The organism is Oleiphilus sp. HI0066 (assembly GCF_001635725.1).
The window spans coordinates 1-22,171 of the sequence record NZ_LWFH01001567.1 but is presented as its reverse complement, the minus strand read 5'-3'; the positions used below and the strand labels follow the sequence as shown (position 1 = coordinate 22,171).

At 45.7% G+C, this 22,171-nt stretch carries 35 protein-coding genes and 1 pseudogene; 1 reads left to right on the top strand and 35 read right to left on the bottom strand.

Features of this window, described 5'->3' with window-relative positions:
* The 6 genes from A3738_RS24835 to A3738_RS24810 form a co-directional block, all read right to left on the bottom strand.
* The coding region (locus A3738_RS24835) for a GspE/PulE family protein (protein WP_369819832.1) at nucleotides 1-742 on the bottom strand (742 nt) is incomplete at its 3' end.
* The gene (locus A3738_RS24830; protein WP_068475265.1) at nucleotides 732-1,262 is read right to left on the bottom strand and encodes a hypothetical protein; all 531 of its coding nucleotides are present in this window, start codon (nucleotides 1,260-1,262) and stop codon (nucleotides 732-734) included. The genes A3738_RS24835 and A3738_RS24830, both read right to left, overlap by 11 nt.
* Nucleotides 1,255-1,740: a hypothetical protein gene (locus A3738_RS24825; RefSeq protein ID WP_068475263.1), complete on the bottom strand. Its 486-nt coding sequence runs from the start codon at nucleotides 1,738-1,740 to the stop codon at nucleotides 1,255-1,257. Before A3738_RS24825 ends, A3738_RS24830 begins: the two co-directional genes overlap by 8 nt.
* Nucleotides 1,737-2,666: a hypothetical protein gene (locus tag A3738_RS24820; RefSeq protein WP_068475261.1), complete on the bottom strand. Its 930-nt coding sequence runs from the start codon at nucleotides 2,664-2,666 to the stop codon at nucleotides 1,737-1,739. The genes A3738_RS24825 and A3738_RS24820 overlap by 4 nt, the downstream gene beginning before the upstream one ends.
* Before the next feature lie 161 nt (nucleotides 2,667-2,827).
* On the bottom strand, nucleotides 2,828-3,388 hold the full coding sequence (gene ssb, locus A3738_RS24815; RefSeq protein ID WP_068475259.1) for a single-stranded DNA-binding protein: 561 nt from the start codon (nucleotides 3,386-3,388) through the stop codon (nucleotides 2,828-2,830).
* A 126-nt stretch (nucleotides 3,389-3,514) separates the two neighbouring features.
* Entirely contained in the window at nucleotides 3,515-4,882 is a 1,368-nt protein-coding gene (locus tag A3738_RS24810) for an MFS transporter (protein WP_068475256.1), read from the bottom strand.
* 153 nt (nucleotides 4,883-5,035) lie between these two features.
* On the opposite strand from A3738_RS24810, the gene uvrA reads away from it, so the two are divergent.
* Entirely contained in the window at nucleotides 5,036-7,861 is a 2,826-nt protein-coding gene (gene uvrA, locus A3738_RS24805; protein ID WP_068475253.1) for an excinuclease ABC subunit UvrA, read from the top strand.
* A 189-nt stretch (nucleotides 7,862-8,050) separates the two neighbouring features.
* On the opposite strand, the gene rplQ is transcribed toward uvrA, so the two are convergent.
* The 29 genes and pseudogenes from rplQ to tuf all read right to left on the bottom strand — a co-directional run.
* Nucleotides 8,051-8,440, bottom strand: a complete 390-nt coding sequence (gene rplQ / locus A3738_RS24800; RefSeq protein ID WP_068475250.1) for a 50S ribosomal protein L17 — start codon at nucleotides 8,438-8,440, stop codon at nucleotides 8,051-8,053.
* 33 nt (nucleotides 8,441-8,473) lie between these two features.
* Entirely contained in the window at nucleotides 8,474-9,478 is a 1,005-nt protein-coding gene (rpoA, locus tag A3738_RS24795; protein ID WP_068475246.1) for a DNA-directed RNA polymerase subunit alpha, read from the bottom strand.
* A gap of 35 nt (nucleotides 9,479-9,513) precedes the next feature.
* On the bottom strand, nucleotides 9,514-10,134 hold the full coding sequence (rpsD, locus tag A3738_RS24790) for a 30S ribosomal protein S4 (protein WP_068475243.1): 621 nt from the start codon (nucleotides 10,132-10,134) through the stop codon (nucleotides 9,514-9,516).
* A gap of 14 nt (nucleotides 10,135-10,148) precedes the next feature.
* Nucleotides 10,149-10,538 (bottom strand): 30S ribosomal protein S11, encoded by a 390-nt coding sequence (rpsK, locus tag A3738_RS24785; protein WP_068475240.1) that lies wholly within the window; start codon nucleotides 10,536-10,538, stop codon nucleotides 10,149-10,151.
* Nucleotides 10,539-10,551: 13 nt separating this feature from the next.
* On the bottom strand, nucleotides 10,552-10,908 hold the full coding sequence (gene rpsM / locus A3738_RS24780; RefSeq protein WP_068475237.1) for a 30S ribosomal protein S13: 357 nt from the start codon (nucleotides 10,906-10,908) through the stop codon (nucleotides 10,552-10,554).
* A gap of 137 nt (nucleotides 10,909-11,045) precedes the next feature.
* Complete coding sequence (rpmJ, locus tag A3738_RS29590) at nucleotides 11,046-11,159, bottom strand: 50S ribosomal protein L36 (protein WP_082862969.1); 114 nt, start codon at nucleotides 11,157-11,159, stop codon at nucleotides 11,046-11,048.
* Between the two features lie 36 nt (nucleotides 11,160-11,195).
* Entirely contained in the window at nucleotides 11,196-12,527 is a 1,332-nt protein-coding gene (gene secY, locus A3738_RS24775; RefSeq protein WP_068475234.1) for a preprotein translocase subunit SecY, read from the bottom strand.
* 6 nt (nucleotides 12,528-12,533) lie between these two features.
* Entirely contained in the window at nucleotides 12,534-12,968 is a 435-nt protein-coding gene (gene rplO / locus A3738_RS24770; protein WP_068475231.1) for a 50S ribosomal protein L15, read from the bottom strand.
* Nucleotide 12,969: 1 nt separating this feature from the next.
* Nucleotides 12,970-13,158, bottom strand: coding sequence for a 50S ribosomal protein L30 (gene rpmD / locus A3738_RS24765; protein ID WP_068475229.1), 189 nt, complete (start codon nucleotides 13,156-13,158; stop codon nucleotides 12,970-12,972).
* A 4-nt stretch (nucleotides 13,159-13,162) separates the two neighbouring features.
* Nucleotides 13,163-13,663, bottom strand: a complete 501-nt coding sequence (gene rpsE / locus A3738_RS24760) for a 30S ribosomal protein S5 (protein ID WP_068475227.1) — start codon at nucleotides 13,661-13,663, stop codon at nucleotides 13,163-13,165.
* 11 nt (nucleotides 13,664-13,674) lie between these two features.
* The gene (gene rplR, locus A3738_RS24755) at nucleotides 13,675-14,025 is read right to left on the bottom strand and encodes a 50S ribosomal protein L18 (protein WP_068475224.1); all 351 of its coding nucleotides are present in this window, start codon (nucleotides 14,023-14,025) and stop codon (nucleotides 13,675-13,677) included.
* Nucleotides 14,026-14,033: 8 nt separating this feature from the next.
* On the bottom strand, nucleotides 14,034-14,567 hold the full coding sequence (rplF, locus tag A3738_RS24750) for a 50S ribosomal protein L6 (RefSeq protein ID WP_068475221.1): 534 nt from the start codon (nucleotides 14,565-14,567) through the stop codon (nucleotides 14,034-14,036).
* An 11-nt stretch (nucleotides 14,568-14,578) separates the two neighbouring features.
* Nucleotides 14,579-14,971 carry a 30S ribosomal protein S8 gene (gene rpsH, locus A3738_RS24745; protein WP_068475378.1) on the bottom strand — a complete coding sequence of 131 codons (393 nt, stop codon included), beginning with the start codon at nucleotides 14,969-14,971 and terminating at the stop codon, nucleotides 14,579-14,581.
* Between the two features lie 76 nt (nucleotides 14,972-15,047).
* Complete coding sequence (gene rpsN, locus A3738_RS24740) at nucleotides 15,048-15,353, bottom strand: 30S ribosomal protein S14 (RefSeq protein ID WP_068475218.1); 306 nt, start codon at nucleotides 15,351-15,353, stop codon at nucleotides 15,048-15,050.
* A 12-nt stretch (nucleotides 15,354-15,365) separates the two neighbouring features.
* Entirely contained in the window at nucleotides 15,366-15,905 is a 540-nt protein-coding gene (gene rplE / locus A3738_RS24735) for a 50S ribosomal protein L5 (protein ID WP_068474437.1), read from the bottom strand.
* 16 nt (nucleotides 15,906-15,921) lie between these two features.
* On the bottom strand, nucleotides 15,922-16,239 hold the full coding sequence (gene rplX, locus A3738_RS24730) for a 50S ribosomal protein L24 (protein ID WP_068475215.1): 318 nt from the start codon (nucleotides 16,237-16,239) through the stop codon (nucleotides 15,922-15,924).
* A gap of 15 nt (nucleotides 16,240-16,254) precedes the next feature.
* Nucleotides 16,255-16,623 (bottom strand): 50S ribosomal protein L14, encoded by a 369-nt coding sequence (rplN, locus tag A3738_RS24725; RefSeq protein WP_068475213.1) that lies wholly within the window; start codon nucleotides 16,621-16,623, stop codon nucleotides 16,255-16,257.
* A 23-nt stretch (nucleotides 16,624-16,646) separates the two neighbouring features.
* Nucleotides 16,647-16,916 carry a 30S ribosomal protein S17 gene (gene rpsQ, locus A3738_RS24720; protein ID WP_068475114.1) on the bottom strand — a complete coding sequence of 90 codons (270 nt, stop codon included), beginning with the start codon at nucleotides 16,914-16,916 and terminating at the stop codon, nucleotides 16,647-16,649.
* A gap of 1 nt (nucleotide 16,917) precedes the next feature.
* Entirely contained in the window at nucleotides 16,918-17,109 is a 192-nt protein-coding gene (rpmC, locus tag A3738_RS24715; RefSeq protein ID WP_068475111.1) for a 50S ribosomal protein L29, read from the bottom strand.
* Nucleotides 17,109-17,522 carry a 50S ribosomal protein L16 gene (gene rplP / locus A3738_RS24710; protein WP_068475211.1) on the bottom strand — a complete coding sequence of 138 codons (414 nt, stop codon included), beginning with the start codon at nucleotides 17,520-17,522 and terminating at the stop codon, nucleotides 17,109-17,111. The genes rpmC and rplP overlap by 1 nt, the downstream gene beginning before the upstream one ends.
* Before the next feature lie 11 nt (nucleotides 17,523-17,533).
* Nucleotides 17,534-18,217, bottom strand: a complete 684-nt coding sequence (gene rpsC, locus A3738_RS24705; RefSeq protein ID WP_068475209.1) for a 30S ribosomal protein S3 — start codon at nucleotides 18,215-18,217, stop codon at nucleotides 17,534-17,536.
* An 11-nt stretch (nucleotides 18,218-18,228) separates the two neighbouring features.
* Nucleotides 18,229-18,561 carry a 50S ribosomal protein L22 gene (gene rplV, locus A3738_RS24700; protein ID WP_068473663.1) on the bottom strand — a complete coding sequence of 111 codons (333 nt, stop codon included), beginning with the start codon at nucleotides 18,559-18,561 and terminating at the stop codon, nucleotides 18,229-18,231.
* Nucleotides 18,562-18,579: 18 nt separating this feature from the next.
* Entirely contained in the window at nucleotides 18,580-18,855 is a 276-nt protein-coding gene (rpsS, locus tag A3738_RS24695) for a 30S ribosomal protein S19 (RefSeq protein ID WP_068455781.1), read from the bottom strand.
* 19 nt (nucleotides 18,856-18,874) lie between these two features.
* Complete coding sequence (gene rplB, locus A3738_RS24690) at nucleotides 18,875-19,702, bottom strand: 50S ribosomal protein L2 (RefSeq protein WP_068475205.1); 828 nt, start codon at nucleotides 19,700-19,702, stop codon at nucleotides 18,875-18,877.
* A gap of 14 nt (nucleotides 19,703-19,716) precedes the next feature.
* Nucleotides 19,717-20,010, bottom strand: a complete 294-nt coding sequence (rplW, locus tag A3738_RS24685) for a 50S ribosomal protein L23 (protein WP_068475202.1) — start codon at nucleotides 20,008-20,010, stop codon at nucleotides 19,717-19,719.
* Nucleotides 20,007-20,615 carry a 50S ribosomal protein L4 gene (gene rplD / locus A3738_RS24680; protein WP_068475199.1) on the bottom strand — a complete coding sequence of 203 codons (609 nt, stop codon included), beginning with the start codon at nucleotides 20,613-20,615 and terminating at the stop codon, nucleotides 20,007-20,009. The genes rplW and rplD overlap by 4 nt, the downstream gene beginning before the upstream one ends.
* A gap of 11 nt (nucleotides 20,616-20,626) precedes the next feature.
* A complete protein-coding gene (gene rplC / locus A3738_RS24675; RefSeq protein ID WP_068475196.1) occupies nucleotides 20,627-21,265 on the bottom strand; it encodes a 50S ribosomal protein L3 in 639 nt (212 codons plus the stop codon).
* 103 nt (nucleotides 21,266-21,368) lie between these two features.
* On the bottom strand, nucleotides 21,369-21,680 hold the full coding sequence (gene rpsJ / locus A3738_RS24670; RefSeq protein WP_068455763.1) for a 30S ribosomal protein S10: 312 nt from the start codon (nucleotides 21,678-21,680) through the stop codon (nucleotides 21,369-21,371).
* Between the two features lie 182 nt (nucleotides 21,681-21,862).
* Nucleotides 21,863-22,171 (bottom strand): annotated as a pseudogene (gene tuf / locus A3738_RS24665) (elongation factor Tu); the annotation flags it as partial.

The window sequence follows — 22,171 nt, the reverse complement described above, 5'->3', positions numbered from 1 at the left end:
CAGATATATTTAAGCCGCACATTAACTTAAGTCGAAGCACTAGCGCCGCTCCAACTCTTGTTTCACGCATCACTGTTTCACTGAGCACACCATCTACACGACGGCGAATACGGATCACGGTTTCTTCTGGCTCTATATGGACATCCGAAGCACGCGCTAATACTGCATCTTCAAAAATAGTTTGCAGCAAACGAACAACGGGCGCATCACTATCGTCAACATCGGCTTGGCTCAATTGCGCGATATCAAAAACCTGCGCGGATAACTCCGAATCTAACTCGGTAGCGATGGTTGAGATCTCTTCGTTCTGCTTGTAGACCTCATCGAACGCAACAAGTAACTGAGACTCGCGAATTACCGCCACTTCAACATCGTGACCAAGCTTTTTGGCTATCTCATCAACTGCGGCTAAATCCATAGGATCAGCCATTCCGATTAGACTTGTACGCCCATTATCAGATAAAACAATCGCGCGTAATCGTCTCGCCATCGTTTCAGGCAGCTGCATGCTTAACTCGAGATTCATTCCTTGCTGATTAAGATCAACAAACTGGAGCTTAAGCTGGCGAGACAGTAACGCGAGCAAATCCGTTTCAGATATAAACTGTTTTTCAATTAGGATTTTGCCGAGCCTAACGCCTGATTTTTTCTGACTCGCGAGTGCTTGATCAAGGTGATCCTGGGAGATAAATCCCTCTTGAATCAGTAACTCACCTAATGGCTGCTTTCTTTTATCTAGCATGACTAGGCTCCTTGACTGTTAGCCAACGAGGCTCAGTGTTAATCACCGCCAACTCAAAATTTAAGGCGCCTGAATCTGTTTGCGACTGCCAATCTAATACCTGTAAGTCCAAGTAAGACTTGTTCTCAACATAAGTCATAACACGTGCTAAATCAGACTGACTTGCATCTGCCGAGATACGGAAACGATGCTGATAGAACTCAACGTCAGATGCCGGTGCTTCAAATAAAAACTGAGAGCCTAGATACTGAACCTTTTGAACTTCATTCAATAACTCGCCGATGACCTGGCTAAGTATTTGACTACCCGGCGGTGCTTGAAGCAAAGAATTCGCAAGTTCTGTGGTTTTTGAATTATCAGATAAGGAAGAGGCCTCAGTTTGAGGCAGTTCGATATTGAACACCTGTGGCGCACTCTTGTGAGGCACCACAAAAGACACATAAGCAAGAATCAAAACCGCCAACAACGCAAAAGTCGTTAGTATCCGTTCGCGCAGGGTAAGCGTATTGAAGTTATTCATACGTAACTCCTGCGGCTATATTCAGCTTAATCGATGCATTCCATGCGTCAGAACGCTTTTCAATCGCGAACCCTGCCAAGGTAATAGTGCTCTCGGTGTTAACAGTCTGAGCAAGCCATTCAACCATAGGTGCTTGGCTATTAGCTTGTAACGACAGTTCTATTGATTGCGTATTAGCGCTAAACAATATCGTATCAATCGTTACCTCACTCCGATTACTTAGATCGGCTAAAAGATCTTTTGCTTTACGATGAAAAGCTTGATCTTGCGAAAGTTGATTGAACCAATCAGGTGCTTTCTCTTCTTGAATAAGCGTATTTGAAATACGAACCTTTTCAGGAAGCCCGTCGAAAGATTGAGAATAAAAATGAATCAAACAACCCAACATGGCTAGCAAAAGAACGCCAACAAACACCCTGAAAGAATAACGAACTTCTTTCACCGAGCCATGCTTTATAAAGTTAATATCGGTCTTCATGCATTAGCCTCCGAGTTAGAGGCACACAAAACAGCCACGGCGTTTTGTGTTTTCAACAGTGCATCGCCAGAAGTATCGGTATACGCGTCTACGGCTTTTAATTTTGATTGCAATGGAAGACGAATCACAGCACTACCAAGGAGCATTTCCAAAGCAACCCGATCTGATTCACTAAAACTACTCAACAATCTTATTTGTCGAGGCAACGCTAAACCAGTTTGGCCTTCAAAGAAGTCGATACTGCGCTGAACTTCAATGGCAACTTGCGCCATCTCTTCATCGGCAGACAAAGTGGCACGCCGAGAAATAGCAAAGTCACGCGAGAAATACAGCTGCGACGATTTGTGGATAGTAATCAATCCGAAATCATTTTCGCACTTAAGCGTCAATTGAAGCTCATTACTTGGTTCAATCGTTTCGGATAGATTCTTTAAGGCTAAATCACTTACTGTAATTCGCTTTGGCTTTAGACCAACCGCTATTGCAGACTGCGTTAATGTATCGATCAAAGCTTGTCGTGCGACACGAGCATGCAACCTCGGAGGGCGGTTTCTTAAGGCTTCTTTGGGATAATCAAAATACTCAACTTGCGCGTCCATCGCAGCGTCATCCATTAGCGCTTGCACAGCCCAATGAACAGCTGACTCTAATTCGGTCTCAGGCACATTAGGAGCATCGAGTTCAATGCGTTGGTAATCATTTCGAGGAAGCACGATATCGCAAGAGACACCTTTCAAACCTTGTTCTCTAACAAAATTTCGAAGGTTTTGTAGGCGTTTATTAGGCGCAGAGGGTAACCAGTATGATTCCATCAATTTTAAGGATGGATAACGTGCGGAGCGCGTTAGAGCGATTGCTAAACCATCTGTACGAAACTCAAGGCCAACTCGGGTATGAGCAGTTCGAGAAAGGATTAAAGAACGCACCAAAAAATGCCTAACAGTAGTTATTATTTGAACAGCAGAATAAAGAGTATGTAAGTGCTTGTAAACGGATCATGCATGAGCGTTTTGTCATACTGATTAACGCAAAAGCCCCGCTACTGCAGGGCTTTTCGATCTTATTACTTGTTGTTGATCATACGATATTAAAACGGAATATCGTCATCAAAATCATCCATCGCTGGCGCCATTGGTGCTGGAGCCGGTGCGGCTTGAGGAGCCTGATTATAGGCCTGTTGAACCGGAGCCTGTTGTTGCTGTTGGTAATTAGCTTGAGGGGCTGCTTGTTGCGGCGCTCTTTGCTGAGGAGCAGCTTGCTGCTGTGGTGCATAACCACCCTGCTGTTGCCCGGGTTGATCCATGCCAGCACCACGAGAATCCAACATTTGAAGCTCATTACCTACAATTTCAGTGGTATAGCGATCTTGGCCATTTTGATCTTGCCACTTACGCGTTTGTAGACGACCTTCAATATAAACTTTTGAGCCTTTGCGCAAATAGTCACGACCGATCTCTGCTAGGCGGTTAAACAACACAACTCTGTGCCATTCAGTTTTAGGAACCATTTGACCAGTTTGCTTATCTTTATAACTTTCATCTGTTGCGAGATTAAGGTTTGTAATGGCTGAACCTTGAGCGCTCATACGAACATCTGGGTCCTGCCCAAGATTACCAATTAAAATTACCTTGTTAATGCCTCTGGCCATGCTATTCCCCTTCCAATATTAACGCCGTCCTTTGCGTCTTAAATTAATAATTAAATGCGTCTAAATATGTGTCGCATTGTCTCACGACTACCCTAGTTTTACCATCAACTTGAACGGAAATAGCGCCTAGGATTGATAAGGATATTGTTTTTTCAGAGGCTCTAGCGAAGCTTCTTCAAACTTCGTTGAAATCACTTTCAAGTAGGCTACTCCCTCTGACACAACGACTGCATCTTCAACGCCCTGTATTGAGATAAGTGCATCGCCCAGATCATCAATTTCATTTTGATCGAGATCCGATTTAAAAAAGACAGTCACTGTTCTTTCGTGCTTTGGTTTTTTCATTGTTGCTGCGACAAAAAACCAAACAGTGAGTAATGCTGCAGAAAAGTAATAAACGCCGTTTACGCCATATTCAGATAAGACTACGCCCCCTAACAAACCACCACAGAAAGCACCGAAGAATTGGCTAGTAGAGTAGACGCCCATTGCAGTGCCTTTTGAACCTGCAGGGCTTATTTTACTGACGAGCGAAGGCAAACTGGCTTCCAGTAAATTGAAGCCCATAAAAAACACAAACAACGAAACAATAAATCCACTTAATGCCGTTTGAAAAGACGACATTGCCAACGCACCTATCAACACCAAGATGATTGCCACGCAGAATATAGGCTTCATCTTTTGCTTCGTCTCACCAACGATGATTAGCGGAATCATCGCAATAAAGGAACCTACTAATACGAGTAAATACAACCACCAATGTTGCTCACTCGACAAGCCCACACTATCAACCAAGGACACAGGGATAGCGATAAACATCGCAGTTAATACAAGGTGTAAGACCAAGATCCCAAAATCGAGTCGCAACAATTCTTTATCTTTCAGCACATCAAGAATCTGATCTGAAAATACGCGGGTGTCACGATGTCTGGTGCGAACCGCGGGCGTTGGAATGGACACTTTTGTCCAGATCAATGCGAATGCCGCGAGCGCTGCCGTTAACCAAAATATCGCCTGTAACCCACCCAGCTTCGCGACTAAAGGACCAAGGATGAGCGCAATGGTGAAACTTACGCCAATCGACATACCGACGAATGCCATTGATTTCGTGCGACTCTCCACGCTTGTTAGATCACTTAACAGGGCCATGATGACCGCGGCTATCGCACCTGCACCTTGAATAAACCGGCCGATGATCACGCCATATATCGATTCACTTAATGCGGCTACCACGCTACCAAGGCAAAAGATCACTAAACCTATATATAAAAGCGGCTTGCGCCCATAACGATCAGAGAGCGCACCAAATGGGATTTGTAAAAGCGCCTGACTGAGACCATAAGCTCCAATAGCCAAACCGATTAAAGCGGGCGTTGCACCGTGCAAGTCATTTCCGTATAAAACGAAAACAGGCAATACCATAAATAAACCAAGCATCCGTGTGGCGTACAGCATCGCCAAAGACAAAACGGATTTACGCTCAATTGAATTCATAAAATAAACATCAAAACATTAGAAAGGGCGCGTATTCTATCACCAAAGAATGTGAAGTTAAGCGCTTTACTGTCCGACAAAATCATTTTATTAATGCCCTAACAAGATGTTTCAGCGCTATAATTGCATGTTTTGGCGTCACGAAGTTTCAACATGGAAAACATTACTGTCCGCGGAGCGCGAACTCATAACTTAAAAAACATTGATTTAGAGATCCCTCGCGACAAATTAATAGTAATTACAGGCCTGTCTGGTTCAGGCAAATCATCACTCGCTTTCGATACGCTTTATGCAGAAGGCCAGCGCCGATATGTCGAATCACTCTCGACATATGCGCGTCAGTTTTTATCCATGATGGACAAGCCCGAAGTTGACCATATTGAAGGTTTATCGCCAGCCATATCGATTGAGCAAAAGTCGACATCCCATAATCCGCGCTCTACCGTCGGTACAATCACAGAAATATACGATTATCTGCGATTACTATACGCTCGCGCAGGCGAACCACGCTGCCCTACTCACAACCTACCCTTAGACGCCCAAACAGTCAGTCAAATGGTTGATAAAGTATGCGAACTCCCAGAGGGCAGCAAGCTGATGATGCTTGCACCGGTTGTTCAAAACCGTAAAGGGGAGCATTTACACACATTTCAAGAGCTCCAAGCTCAGGGATTTATTCGCGCACGTATAAACGGGCTCGTAGTGGATATCGATGATGCGCCAGCGCTCGACAAGAACAAGAAACACACCATTGAGGTCGTCGTTGACCGCTTTAAAGTCCGAGATGACATTCAACAGCGTATCGCAGAGTCCTTCGAAACCTGCCTAGAGCTCACCGATGGTATCGCCGTCATTGCCCCAATGGATAGTGATGATCAGATGGAAGAGCTTATCTTCTCGTCACGTTTTGCCTGCCCTGTCTGTGGATACTCTATCAGTGAACTTGAGCCGAGAATGTTCTCCTTTAACAATCCTTCAGGCGCATGTCAGACATGTGATGGACTAGGGGTTAAGCAGTTTTTCGATCCGTCTCGCGTCGTGAGAGACGGCACACTCACCATTGCAGAGGGCGCGATAAAAGGTTGGGATCGCAGAACCATCTACTACTTCCAATTATTATCGAGCGTCATGCAGCACTATGGGGTAGACATCGATACGAAGTTTGCGGACATTCCCGAACACATCAAGGACATCATATTAAACGGCAGCGGTTCTGACGAGATTGCGTTTAATTATGTCAATTCTCGTGGCGACACCATGCAACGACAGCATCCCTTTGAAGGTGTCATTCCCAACATGGAGCGTCGTTACAAAGAAACAGAATCACAAATGGTACGTGAGGAGCTAGCAAGCTACTTAACCATGCAAGCGTGTCCAAGTTGCCATGGTTCACGCCTGCGGGAAAGCGCTCGCCACGTATTCATTGAAGAAACGACGCTCCCCGAAGTCATTAAAATGCCTATTGGCCAAGCACTCACTTATTATCAAGAGTTATCTCTTACCGGTAAGCGAGGAGAAATTGCTGAAAAAATTCTGAAGGAAATCCAATTACGCTTGGAGTTTTTGGTCAATGTAGGCCTGGACTACCTGACACTCGACCGCAGCGCGGATACTTTATCAGGAGGCGAAGCGCAGCGTATTCGATTGGCTAGTCAAATTGGAGCTGGATTAGTTGGCGTTATGTACATACTCGATGAACCCTCTATAGGCCTTCATCAAAGAGATAATGAACGCCTGCTTAAGACTCTTACTCATCTGAAAGAACTTGGAAATACCGTTATCGTTGTCGAGCACGATGAAGACGCCATCAGACTCGCAGATTATGTTATCGATATCGGGCCAGGCGCTGGCGTACACGGCGGTGAGATTGTCTCCCAAGGCACTCCTGAGCAAGTCATGCGTGACGAGAACTCACTTACTGGCGCATATTTGAGCGGAACGAAAAAAATTGAAATACCTCGACAACGCACAGCTCCAAATCCGAAAAAACAATTGAGCTTAATCGGCGCGAATGGAAACAATCTAAATGACGTCACACTCAACATCCCAGAAGGCTTGTTAACATGTATCACAGGCGTTTCAGGCTCTGGGAAATCGACCCTGATCAACTCAACGCTTTACCCGCTCGCTGCGACAGAACTTAACAAGGCAACGACATTAGAGGCGGCATCGTACGATCAAATTAAGGGGCTAGACCTCTTCGATAAAGTCATCGACATAGATCAAAGCCCTATCGGAAGAACACCGCGCTCTAACCCCGCCACATACACTGGACTGTTTACTCCGATTCGTGAGTTATTCTCAGGCACCCAAGAAGCAAGAAGCCGAGGCTATAAACCAGGACGCTTTAGCTTTAACGTAAAGGGCGGTCGTTGTGAGGCATGTCAGGGCGATGGCGTAATCAAAGTAGAAATGCACTTCTTGCCTGACGTATACGTTCCATGCGATGTATGTAAGGGCAAGCGCTACAATCGCGAAACACTCGATATCAAGTACAAAGGATTAAACATCAACGAGGTGCTCGATCTTACGATCGAGGATGCCCGAGAATTTTTCGATGCCGTCCCGTTCATCGCAAGAAAACTCCAAACACTCATCGATGTAGGACTGTCCTATATTCGCTTAGGACAAAGCGCTGTCACACTCTCAGGTGGCGAAGCGCAAAGAGTAAAGCTTGCCAAAGAATTATCTAAGCGGGATACAGGCAAAACTCTGTATATCCTCGACGAACCAACGACGGGCTTGCACTTCTACGACATACAACAATTACTCACCGTACTACATCGTTTACGGGACCACGGTAATACCGTTGTGGTAATTGAACACAATCTTGATGTGATAAAGACGGCTGACTGGATCGTTGACCTTGGCCCCGAAGGTGGTACGCGTGGAGGAAATATCATTGCTGAGGGCACACCAGAACAAGTTGCTGAAATACCCGGCTCGTTTACAGGACAATTTCTTAAACCAATGCTGTAATAAGCTTAGCCACACACCAACATTCATTGAGTCGTAATCGCACCTTGTGCTAGCGATCACTGAATATTACGTGTTTCATACTTTTAACCATCTTACCTTCGCCTAAAATGTGCTTGCAGGCGAAATTCAGGCATAAAAAAACCCAGTCAGTAGACTGGGTTTTTTCGTTGAGCGGTAACTCTGAAAAGCTTACTCTTCGTCTTCGTCGATCTCATCAACGATAGGACGGTCAACCAACTCTACGTAAGCCATTGGCGCAGCATCACCAGTACGGAAACCGCACTTAAGGATGCGAATATAGCCGCCAGGACGCTCTTTGTAGCGTGGGCCTAGTTCATCAAACAACTTAGCAACAACTTCGTCATTACGAACGCGAGCGAACGCTAAACGACGGTTAGCTACAGAATCATTCTTAGCTAGAGTAATCAAAGGCTCAGCCACACGGCGAAGCTCTTTTGCTTTCGGCAATGTCGTTTTGATCAACTCGTGCTCGACCAAAGATGCAGCCATGTTTTTAAACATCGCCTTACGGTGCGAGCTGTTGCGGTTGAATTTACGACCACTTTTACGATGACGCATTTTCTAATTCCTTACCTGTCTAGTCGAGGCGGCTTAGTGAGCCAACACTCGATCATCGCCCTTTAAACTAGCTGGCGGCCAGTTTTCAAGACGCATACCTAAAGAAAGACCACGAGACGCTAGAACATCCTTAATCTCGGTAAGGGACTTCTTACCTAAATTAGGTGTTTTAAGCAGTTCTACTTCAGTGCGTTGAATCAAATCACCGATATAGTAGATGTTCTCTGCTTTCAAACAGTTCGCAGAACGAACCGTAAGTTCAAGGTCATCCACAGGACGCAGAAGAATAGGATCGACTTCTTCCTCTTCTTCCTCTTGCACAGGTTCTTTCTCGTTATCAAAGTCAACAAACACAGCAAGTTGCTGCTGAAGGATTGTCGCCGCGCGACGAATCGATTCCTCAGGATCAATCGTGCCGTTTGTCTCTAAATCAATAACCAACTTATCCAAGTCGGTGCGCTGCTCAACACGTGCATTCTCAACAGAGTAAGCAACACGTGCTACTGGGCTGTAAGACGCATCCAATTGTAGACGACCAATCGCGCGAGTTTCATCTTCACCCAAGTTACGCTGATCCGCAGGCTCATAGCCGCGACCACGTGAAACTTTAAGCTTCATGTTCACTTCGCCGTTGTCACCTAAATTACAGATCACGTGATCAGGGTTAAGAACCTCTACATCGTGATCTACCTGGATGTCACTAGCTAGAACCGGACCCGATCCTTTCTTAGTGAGCGTCAAAGTCGCCTCATCCTTAGCATGCATAACAATTGCTAGGCCTTTGAGGTTAAGAAGAATTTCAATCACATCTTCTTGTACGCCTTCAATGGCACTATATTCATGCAATACACCGTCGATTTCAGCTTCTACTACCGCACAACCAGGCATTGAAGACAGAAGGATACGACGAAGCGCACTACCAAGAGTGTGCCCGAAACCCCTTTCTAATGGTTCTAGAACCACCTTCGCATGTGTTGCACTTAATTCCTGAACTTCAATGTTACGTGGGTTCAAGAATTCATTTACTGAACGCTGCATATACGCCCCTATACGTTATGTTGTAGATACAAAGCTTACTTAGAGTAAAGCTCGACGATTAGGTTTTCGTTGATTTCAGCTGTTAGGTCGCTACGCTCTGGTACTGACTTAAATGTACCAGCAAGCTTGCTTGTATCAACTTCGACCCACTCAACTGGCGCACGGTTGCCCGCCAATTCAACTGCGTTTTTAACACGCAATTGGTTCTTTGCTTTTTCACGAACAGAGATAGTATCGCCCGCTTTCACTTGATATGAAGCAATGTTTACAACATTGTCATTTACAAGGATCGCTTTGTGCGAAACTAACTGACGTGCTTCTGCACGAGTAGATCCAAAACCCATACGGTATACAACATTGTCTAGGCGTTGTTCTAAAAGCTGAAGCAAGTTCTCACCAGTCGCACCCTTACGGCGCGCTGCTTCTTTGTAATAGCCACGGAACTGCTTCTCTAATACGCCGTATAAACGACGAACTTTCTGTTTCTCACGGAGCTGAGTACCGTACTCAGACAAACGACCACGACGAGCGCCGTGCATGCCTGGTGCAGTTTCAAGATTACATTTTTGGTCTAGTGCCTTAGCACCGCTCTTCAAAAACAGATCTGTCCCTTCACGACGAGACAGTTTACATTTTGGTCCAATATAACGAGCCATTTATCTGTTCTCCCCTAAACGCGACGTTTCTTCGATGGACGACAGCCGTTGTGTGGAATCGGCGTTACGTCAGTGATGTTTGTGATTTTGTAACCACAAGCGTTTAGTGCTCGAACAGCGGACTCGCGTCCTGGCCCAGGCCCTTTAACCATAACTTCTAGGTTTTTGAGGCCGTATTCAGCAGCCGCGTTACCGGCTCTTTCAGCTGCTACCTGCGCAGCAAAAGGTGTGCTCTTACGTGAACCACGGAATCCAGAACCACCTGCAGTTGCCCATGAAAGAGCGTTACCTTGGCGATCTGTAATGGTCACGATAGTGTTGTTGAATGAAGCGTGGATATGCGCCATTCCGTCAACAACAGTCTTTTTCACCTTTTTACGGGTACGTGTACCTGGCTTTGCCATTACTGTTTCCTACTTATTTACGAATTGGTTTGCGTGGACCCTTACGAGTGCGAGCGTTAGTCTTACTACGCTGACCACGCACAGGCAAACTGTGGCGGTGGCGAAGACCACGGAAGCAACCAAGATCCTTCAAACGTTTAATGTTCATTTGTACTTCACGGCGCAAATCACCTTCAACGGTCAGTTTAGTGACCTCAGTACGAAGCGAATCCAACTGTTCTTCAGTTAGCGAGCTAACTTTAGCTGTTGGAGTAACGCCTGTTGCGTCGCAAAGTTTGTATGCTGTCGTTCTACCTACACCATAAATGTACGTCAGTGAAATCACTGCGTGCTTATTGTCAGGTATGTTGACACCGGCTATACGTGCCATTCATCTAACTCCGCTTAATTCAATGACCTTAGGGATTTCCCTTGGCCATATTTGTTACCGTCATTAAAAAGGGCGCGAATCATATACCTTGATCAAAAATAAATCAAGGGAATGTCACGCCCTTTTACAAGCCTGGTTTAACCCTGGCGTTGCTTATGACGAGGTTCTGAGCAAATGACTCGAACTGAGCCATTGCGACGAATAATTTTACAGTTACGGCAAATCTTCTTTACCGAAGCACGAACTTTCATTATCTGCTCCAACTATTTGCTAAAACCTACCGGTTATCACAGCATTCCGCTGTTACCGTAACCTTTAAGGTTTGATTTCTTCATAACAGACTCATATTGATGAGACATCAGGTGCGACTGCACTTGAGCCATAAAGTCCATCACCACAACTACCGCAATAAGAAGTGAGGTTCCGCCGAAATAAAACGGTACATTGAACCAAACAACCATAAACTGTGGCAGTAATGATACTGCTGTAATATAAGCAGCACCGAATATTGTTAAACGCGTAAGTACGTTATCGATGTAATTTGCAGTTTGCTCGCCAGGACGAATGTTACCAGCCAGATATGCACCAGAGCGCTTAAGATTCTCTGCTACTTCACGAGGGTTATACATTAACGCTGTATAGAAGAAGCAGAAGAAAACAACTGCCGCTGCAAACAGGATGATGTAAAGAGGCTGACTTGGGCCTAATGCTTGCGAAATATCCGCAAGCCATTCCATACCTTCGCTCTGACCGAACCACTGACCCATAGATGCTGGGAACAGTAGTATGCTCGACGCGAAGATTGGCGGAATTACACCTGCCATATTGACCTTAAGAGGCAAATGGCTAGATTGCTGGCTGTAACCACCACGAGCTGTCTGACGCTTGGCGTAATTGACAGTTAGTCGACGTTGTCCACGTTCGATGAACACAACAAAACCGACCGTTAGTACAGCAAACACACCAATGAGCAAGAGCGCAAGAATATTCAGTTCGCCTTGACGCGCCGCTTCAAACGACTGGCCAAATGCACCTGGTAAACCTGCGACAATGCCTGCGAAGATCAATAATGAAATACCATTACCAATTCCACGCTCAGTGATTTGCTCGCCTAACCACATTAGGAAAACAGCACCACAAACAAAAGTTGTTACCGCTAAAAAGTAAAAGCTAAAGCCATCCGTAAACGTAACACCTTGTGATGCTAAACCTACTGACATACCTGACGCCTGAACGAAGGCCAAAGCCACCGTACCATAGCGCGTCATTTGGGAGATCTTACGACGTCCCGCTTCACCTTCTTTCTTAAGCTGTTCCAAACTCGGTGTAACCGCAGTCATTAACTGCATAATAATCGAGGCTGAAATGTAAGGCATAATCCCCAAGGCAAAGATACTCATGCGTTCAAGCGCGCCGCCTGAGAACATGTTGAACAAGCTCAAGATCGTGCCTTGGTTTTGCTCAAACAGTGCCGCCAACCGTTCTGGGTTAATTCCTGGTACGGGAATATGTGCCCCGATACGGTAAACAATGATTGCAAGAAAAACGAACCACAAACGAGACTTGAGTTCATCAAGCCCCTTTCCGAATCCGCCTTGCATCGCTGGAGACTTAGCCATTACTTATTATTCCTCGACTTTACCACCGGCTGCTTCAATAGCAGCTTGAGCACCTTTAGTTACTCTCAAACCTTGAACAGTAACTGCTGACTTAATTTCGCCAGAAAGGATAACTTTTGCAGATTTCGAATCTCGACGAACTAGATTTGCATTTTTAAGCGCATCTAGATCGACAACGTTGCCTTCAACGAGCTCTAACTCATTAAGGCGAATCTCTGCTACATACTTAGCTTGACGCGACGAAAAACCAAACTTTGGCAAACGACGCGCTAGAGGTTGTTGACCACCTTCAAAACCTGGTGCTACTGAACCACCTGAACGTGACTTCAAACCTTTGTGACCACGGCCACCAGTCTTACCAAGACCACTACCGATACCACGACCAACACGGCGACGTGAAGGCTTTGAACCTGGAGCTGGGCTTAATGTATTAAGACGCATCTCACTCTCCTTCGATTCTTACCATGTAGTTAACTTTATTCACCATGCCGCGAACTGAAGGAGTATCTTCTAGCTCGACAGTGTGACCGATTTTACGCAAACCTAGACCTGTTACACATGCCTTGTGCTTAGGCAATGTACCAATTGGGCTACGGAAAAGCGTAACTTTAATAGTTTTTGCTTTAGCCATGATCTTATCCCGTAATATCTTCTACTGACTTACCACGCTTAGCTGCCACATCAGATGGTGACTTCATTGCGTTAAGGCCATTGATCGTTGCACGAACAACATTAACAGGGTTAGTTGACCCGTAACATTTTGCTAATACGTTCTGAACACCTGCAACCTCTAGTACTGCACGCATCGCACCACCGGCGATAACACCAGTACCTTCAGACGCTGGCTGCATGTACACTTTAGAACCGCCGTGACGAGCAGTAATTGGGTACTGCAATGTGTTGCCATTTAGCGCTACATTGATCATGTTCTTACGTGCTGAGTCCATTGCTTTCTGAATTGCGATAGGCACTTCACGCGCTTTACCACGACCGAAACCAACACGGCCTTCGCCATCACCAACAACAGTCAAAGCTGTAAAGCCGAAGATTCGACCACCCTTAACAACTTTTGCTACACGGTTTACTTGAACCAAACGCTCTTGAAGCTCTGGTCCTTTTTGCTCTTCTACACTCATCGCTAGACTCCTTAGAATTCCAAACCAGCTTCACGGGCAGCGTCAGCAAGTGCTTTCACACGACCATGATATTTAAAGCCAGAACGATCAAACGCTACGCGTGTAACGCCTGCGTTTTTAGCACGCTCTGCGATCAACTGACCGACTTTTGTTGCAGCATCTGCGTTACCAGTCTTCTCACCGCGAAGGTCTTTCTCAACTGTAGAAGCAGCAGCCAACACTTTGTCGCCTTCTGGCGCAATAACTTGTGCGTAGATGTGGCGTGGCGTGCGATGGATAGTCAAACGAGTTTCGCCGAGTGACTTCAATTTTGAACGAGTTTTCTTCGCTCTACGAATTCTTGAAACTTTCTTTACGCTCATGATGTCACCTATTTCTTCTTGGCTTCTTTACGTCTGACGTGCTCATCAGCATAGCGAACACCCTTGCCTTTGTATGGCTCTGGCGGACGGTAAGCTCTGATTTCAGCAGCGACCTGACCAAGCTGTTGTTTATCAACGCCTTTAAGTACGATTTCAGTTTGTGAAGGCGCTTCAGCCTTAACACCTGATGGCAATTCGTACTCAACTGGGTGTGAGAAGCCCAAGTTTAAGTTCAATTTTTGACCTTGAACCTGAACACGGTAACCAACACCAATAAGCTGTAATTTTTTCTCGAAACCAGCAGTCACACCTACAACCATGTTGTTAACAAGTGCACGCGTTGTTCCTGACATCGCTCGAGAGAATTTGCTGCCATTTTTTGCAGCAAAAGTAAGTACTGAACCATCTTGAGTAATTTCTACAGCAGGGTTCACTTCCATAGAAAGTGTGCCTTTACCGCCTTTAACTTCAAGTTGGCCGTCAGCAAGCTTAACTTCAACACCAGAAGGAAGCTCAACTGGACTATTAGCAACTCTAGACATGCAAACCTCCCTTAGAATACTGTACAGATAACTTCGCCGCCGATACCCGCTTTACGAGCAGCACGGTCAGTCATCACGCCTTGAGAAGTAGAAACAATCGCAACACCTAGGCCGCCACGTACGCTCGGCAATTCAGCCGACGCTTTGTACTGACGAAGACCTGGGCGACTTGCGCGCTTGATCTCTTCGATTACAGGGCGTCCTTCAAAGTATCTAAGTTCTACAGAAACTTCTGCCTTAGTACCTTCAGTAACGGAGTAGTTTGCAATAAAACCTTCAGTCTTAAGAACTTCAAGAACAGAAAGCTTCATCTTTGAAGATGGCATAGAAACAACTTCTTTCTCAGCCATTTGTGCGTTACGAATACGCGTAAACATATCCGCAAGCGTATCTTGCATACTCATCGTATGTTCTCCTGTCATTTTAGTTGTGCAGCGCTACATAGATGTAGCGCTTACCAACACACCAAATATGTTGTGCTTACCAGCTAGCCTTTTTAAGGCCCGGCACATTACCAGCCATTCCTTCTTCACGCAACTTAATACGTGAAAGCTTGAACTTACGGTAAACGCCATGTGGACGTCCAGTAACCTGACAACGGTTACGAAGACGGCTAGGGCTCGCATTGCGTGGAAGTTTTTGAAGCTTCTTCTGCGCTTCCCAGCGATCTTCTTCAGAAGTCGCTGGGCTTGCAATAATAGCTTTCAATTCCGCACGCTTAGCTGCAAATTTTGCAACTGTTTTTTCGCGCTTAATTTCGCGCTGCTTCATTGAGATCTTAGCCATTTGCTCTTACCTTTATTTCTTGAATGGGAAGTTAAAGGCACTTAGCAAAGCGCGGCCTTCATCGTCCGTTTGAGCAGAAGTAGTGATCGTGATATCTAAACCACGAACTTTATCTACTTTATCGTAATCAATTTCAGGGAAAATGATCTGCTCTTTAACACCCATGCTGTAGTTGCCTCGACCGTCAAAAGACTTTGAGTTCAAACCACGGAAGTCACGGATACGAGGAATAGCAATACCAACCAAACGCTCGAAAAATTCCCACATACGCTCACCGCGCAGTGTTACTTTACAACCGATTGGATAGCCTTCACGTACCTTAAAGCCTGCAACTGACTTGCGTGCTTTAGTGATAACTGGCTTCTGACCAGCAAGCGCTTCTAGATCTGCAACTGCATTCTCTAATAGCTTCTTGTCGTTCAATGCTTCGCCTACACCCATGTTCAAGGTGATCTTTTCAATGCGAGGTACCTGCATAGAGCTCTTGTAGTTGAACTCTTTTTGCAGCGCAGGTACGACTTCGCTTGTATATACTTCTTTCATATGTGCCATATCGCTACCTGCTTATTTATTGGTCGACAACTTCGTTGTTCGACTTAAACACACGTACCTTCTTGCCATCTTCAAGGACTTTGAAACCAACACGATCGGCTTTGTTAGTAGTAGGATTAAAAATCGCTACGTTAGAAGCTTGAATTGGAGCTTCTGCTTCAACAATACCGCCTGGTGTACCCAACATTGGGTTTGGCTTGGTATGACGCTTAACCATGTTAATACCAGAAACAACCAAACGGCCATCCTGCATAACACGCGTTACTTTACCGCGCTTACCATTGTCCTTGCCTGCTATGACAATCACTTCATCGTCACGTCTGATCTTTTTCATAACGGGCCTCTATCCTTAAAGCACTTCAGGTGCTAGGGAGATAATCTTCATGTATTTCTCACCGCGCAACTCACGAGTTACAGGGCCAAAAATACGAGTACCGATTGGTGCATCTTGGGTGTTCAATAGAACCGCCGCGTTGCCGTCGAATTTAATCAACGAACCGTCTGGACGACGAACGCCCTTACGAGTACGCACAACAACCGCGTTTAATACTTGTCCTTTCTTAACCTTACCACGTGGAATCGCTTCCTTAACGGTGACCTTAATTACATCGCCGATACGTGCGTAACGTCTATGAGAGCCACCCAGCACTTTAATACACTGAACTCTTCGTGCGCCGCTGTTATCGGCAACGTCGAGCATACTTTCCGTCTGAATCATCTTAGTTCTCCAAACTCTCTGGGTTAGACTTTATTTGCCTTCTCGATGACAGTAACTAGATTCCAAGATTTGGTCTTCGAAAGAGGACGCGTTTCTTGGATAGTTACAACATCACCGATATTGCACTCGTTGTTTTCATCGTGAGCATGCAATTTGGTAGAACGCTTAACGTACTTACCATAAATTGGGTGCTTCACCTTGCGCTCAACCAATACAGTAATGGACTTGTCCATTTTGTCGCTGACGACTTTACCGCTGATGGTACGAGCTGTGTTATTTGCAACTTCAGTCATCTTACTCACCTGCCTTCTGCGTCAATACTGTTTTGATACGAGCAATGTCTTTGCGGTTTTGAGCCAAAAGATGCGGCTGGTTAAGCTGACCAGTTGACTTACGAAGACGTAAGTTAAACTGCTCTTTCAATGCATCAACCAATGCTTGGTTTAGCTCTTCAACAGACTTTTCGCGTAATTCGTTTGCTTTCATTACATCACCGTCCTTTCAACAAAGGTCGTAGGAACAGGCAACTTAGCAGCTGCTAGAGCGAAAGCTTCACGCGCCAATTCTTCTGGCACACCTTCAATCTCATACAAAACACGGCCTGGCTGAACCTGGGCTACCCAGTACTCAACGTTACCCTTACCTTTACCTTGACGAACTTCTAAAGGCTTTTGCGTAATCGGCTTGTCTGGGAAAATACGAATCCAGATTTTACCACCACGCTTAACTTTACGTGTGATAGTACGACGTGCTGCCTCAATTTGGCGCGCAGTAATACGACCACGACCTGTCGCTTTCAGACCATACTCACCGAAGCTAATTTTAGCGCCACGTTGAGCTAGGCCACGATTACGACCTTTCTGTACTTTTCTAAATTTGGTACGTTTTGGCTGTAACATCTCTCGGCCCCTTACTTAGCAGACTTCTTGCGTGAGTTCTTCTTAGCTTCGCGTACCTGCTCGATACCGCCAAGAATCTCACCCTTGAAGATCCATACTTTGACACCGATGATGCCGTAAGTTGTGCTAGCTTCATGCGTTGCATAATCAACATCTGCACGAAGTGTATGTAGAGGTACGCGACCTTCACGGTACCACTCAGAACGAGCGATCTCAGCACCGCCAAGACGACCACCTAGCTGAATCTTGATTCCTTTAGCGCCTTGACGCATTGCATTCTGAACCGCACGCTTCATAGCACGACGGAACATAACACGACGCTCAAGTTGGCTAGCAACGCTAGCTGCAACCAATTTTGCATCAAGATCAGGCTTACGAATTTCTTCGATGTTAATGTGGACAGGAACGCCCATCATTTTGCCAACTTCTTTACGAAGCTTCTCAACGTCTTCACCTTTCTTACCGATTACAATACCAGGGCGAGCCGTGTGAATTGTAATACGTGCATTTTGTGCTGGACGCTCGATAGTGATCTTGCTTACAGACGCTTTTTCTAAACGCTTCATCAAGAAATCACGAACTTCGATATCATTGAGAAGGTTGTTTGCGTATTCACCTTTTTCTGCATACCAAACGGAGTTGTGGTCTTTCACAATACCCAGTCTGATACCATTAGGATGTACTTTCTGACCCATCTGTGTATCTCCTAGTTATCGGCCACTTTGACCGTGATATGACAGGTGCGCTTAAAAATACGATCAGCACGACCCTTCGCACGAGGACGGATACGCTTCATAGTTGGACCTTCATCAACAAAAACTGTTGATACTGTAAGATCGTCAACATCAAGACCGTCATTGTGCTCAGCGTTTGCGATTGCTGATTCCAACACCTTCTTCATCAATTGTGCAGCTTTCTTAGTGCTAAAAGACAATGTCTCTAGCGCTTCTTCTACACCTTTGCCTCGAATCTGATCTGCTACCAAACGCGCTTTCTGAGCAGAAATTCGAGCACCTCTATGCTTTGCAGCTACTTCCATCTCTAAATCCTCTCAGAATTAACGCTTAGCTTTCTTATCAGCAGCATGGCCGCGATAAGTACGTGTAGCAGCGAATTCACCTAGTTTATGGCCTACCATATCTTCAGTAACAAAAACCGGAACGTGTTGACGACCGTTATGTACTGCAATTGTAAGACCTACCATCTCTGGAAAAACTGTTGAACGACGAGACCAAGTTTTAATTGGCTTCTTGTCGCCCTTCTCCAGAGCCGTTTCTACTTTCTTTAATAAATGAAGGTCAATAAATGGACCTTTTTTCAAAGAACGTGGCACAGCGTAATCCTCTTCTTAATTACTTAGCCGACCGACGACGTACAATCATCTTGTCAGTGCGTTTGTTCTTGCGAGTCTTATGACCTTTAGTAGGCACACCCCAAGGAGTAACAGGGTGACGACCACCAGAGGTTCGCCCTTCACCACCACCATGTGGGTGGTCAACTGGGTTCATAACAACACCACGCACTGTTGGTCGAATACCGCGCCAACGTGATGCACCCGCTTTACCTAATTGACGTAGGCTATGCTCGCTATTAGAAACCTCACCCAAAGTCGCACGACATTCAGCAAGCACTTTACGCATCTCACCAGAACGCAAACGAAGAGTTGCATATGCACCTTCTCGCGCTACTAGTTGTGCAGAAGTACCAGCACTACGTGCGATCTGAGCGCCTTTACCAGGCTTCATCTCGATGCAGTGAATAACACTACCTACTGGGATATTTCGCATTGGCAATGTGCTACCAACCTTGATTGGCGCATCTTCACCAGAGCGAACTTCATCACCTGCCTTAAGACCTTTAGGAGCGATAATGTAACGACGCTCACCATCAGCATACTTAAGCAATGCAATGTGCGCAGAACGATTTGGATCATATTCCAAACGCTCTACAGTCGCAGGAATACCATCTTTCCCACGCTTGAAGTCGATCAAACGGTAGTGCTGCTTGTGACCACCACCCTTATGACGAGTTGTAATGCGACCGTTATTGTTACGACCGCCGCTCTTAGACTTTTTCTCTACCAATGGCGCGTAAGGACGGCCTTTATGTAGGTCAGGGTTTACAACCTTAACTACGTGACGGCGACCGGCAGAAGTCGGTTTGGCTTTAACGACTGGCATAACTATCTCCTACCTTATTCAACATCCATAAAGTCGATGTCTTGACCTTCAGCCAAACGAACATACGCTTTACGAATATCTTTACGCTTACCAAGACCGTTACGCGTAAGCTTGGTCTTGCCCTTGATATTTACAGTTTGAACTGACTTAACATCTACGTTAAACAACGCTTCAACTGCTTTCTTGATTTCTGGCTTGCTCGCATCTGGAGCAACCTTGAAACAAACTTGATCGTTTTCTGTAGCCATTGACGTTTTTTCAGAAACGTGAGGGCCTAGAAGCACTTTATAGATACGTTCTTGGTTCATCCCAACATCTCCTCAATCTTTTTCAAAGCAGCTACAGTAACAACTACTTTATCGTGGCCAACCAAGCTAACTGGATCAACACTTGCTACATCGCTTACTTCTACGTTACGCAGATTACGTGAAGCCAAGTAGAGATTTTGTTCAACTTCTTCAGCAACGATCAATGCACCTTCACTAAGACCTTGCGCTTCTAGCTGAGCAACGAAATCTTTAGTTTTTGGAGTTGCCGCAGTCATTTCTTCAACAACGACTAAACGCTCCTGACGAACCAACTCAGACAAAATCACCTGCATTGCTGCACGATACATTTTACGGTTAACTTTTTGCTCATAGCTGCGAGGCTTCGCTGCAAATGTAACACCACCGCCAGTCCAAATTGGGCTACGGATAGTACCAGCACGTGCGCGACCAGAACCTTTTTGACGCCATGGCTTTTTGCCACCACCACTCACTTCAGAACGAGTCTTTTGAGCCACTGTACCTTGACGGCCGCCAGCTAGATAAGCTGTAACAACCTGGTGCACCAATGCTTCATTGTACTCGCGAGAGAAGGTAGCATCAGAGACAGCAACGCTGCTCTTAGAACCTGAAATTACTAATTCCATCACTACACCTCTTACGATTTAACTGTTGGCTTAACGATGATATCTGCGCCTGTTGCTCCAGGAACAGCACCCTTAACCAAAAGCAAATTGCGCTCTGCATCTACACGAACTAGCTCAAGACCTTGAACAGTCACTTGCTCAGCACCCATGTGGCCCGCCATTTTCTTACCTTTGAAAACGCGACCAGGAGTCTGACACTGACCAATTGAACCAGGAGCTCTGTGAGAAATAGAGTTACCGTGAGTAGCATCTTGCATGTGGAAGTTCCAACGCTTAACACCACCTTGGAAGCCTTTACCTTTTGATTGACCAGTCACATCAACGACTTGACCAGCTTCAAATAGCGCAACATCAAGAGTATCGCCAGCTTTAAGCTCAGCACCCTCTTCTGCTTCCAAACGGAATTCCCATAATCCACGACCCGCTTCAACACCCGCTTTCGCGAAATGCCCAGCTGCAGATTTAGAAACGCGAGATGCGCGACGCTCACCAGTAGTGATTTGGACGGCACGATAGCCATCTACATCGTCGGTTCTCACCTGTGTGATACGGTTACCATCAACTTCTATGACGGTTACCGGAATAGATTGACCCTCATCTGTGAAGATACGAGTCATACCAGCCTTTCGGCCGACTAAACCAATTGCCATTTTTCACCTCTAAGTGTACGGGGCTTTCACCCTCTATGGCCCTTAAACAAGGTAGTTACACTTCGCCGAGCCAGTTGACTCGACACCAAACTTTCGTTTGGACTTAACCTAGGCTGATTTGAACATCAACACCAGCTGCAAGATCAAGCTTCATTAGTGCGTCTACAGTTTTTTCTGTAGGCTCTACAATATCCATCATGCGCTTATGCGTACGGATTTCATATTGATCGCGCGCATCTTTATTTACGTGCGGAGAAATCAATACTGTAAACCTTTCCTTCTTGGTCGGCAGAGGAATTGGACCACGCACTTGCGCACCAGTTCGCTTTGCCGTGTCTACGATTTCTTGCGTAGACTGATCAATCAGACGGTAGTCAAAAGCTTTCAGTCTGATTCTGATTTTTTGGCTTTGCATACTTAACAAAACTCCGATTATCGCCGCTTAAACAGTATGTTTTCGCAGCACCTGTACAAAAAAGGAGCGGCATTGTACACATTGCACACAAACGTGTCAACACGCACTATTAACCCCTTTGCAAACTGATATAACAACAAAAAAGGCCGCCCAAAAGGCGGCCTTTTCAGTACCGAAATATCTTATTCGATGATTTTCGCTACAACGCCCGCACCTACTGTACGACCGCCTTCACGAATTGCGAAACGCAAACCTTCTTCCATCGCGATTGGCGCGATCAATTCTGCAGAAAGCTGTACGTTATCGCCAGGCATTACCATTTCAACGCCTTCTGGAAGCTCACATGCACCCGTTACGTCCGTAGTACGGAAGTAGAACTGTGGACGGTAGCCTTTGAAGAATGGCGTGTGACGACCACCTTCATCTTTGCTTAGTACGTATACTTCAGCTTCGAACTTAGTGTGCGGCTTAACAGAACCAGGAACACATAG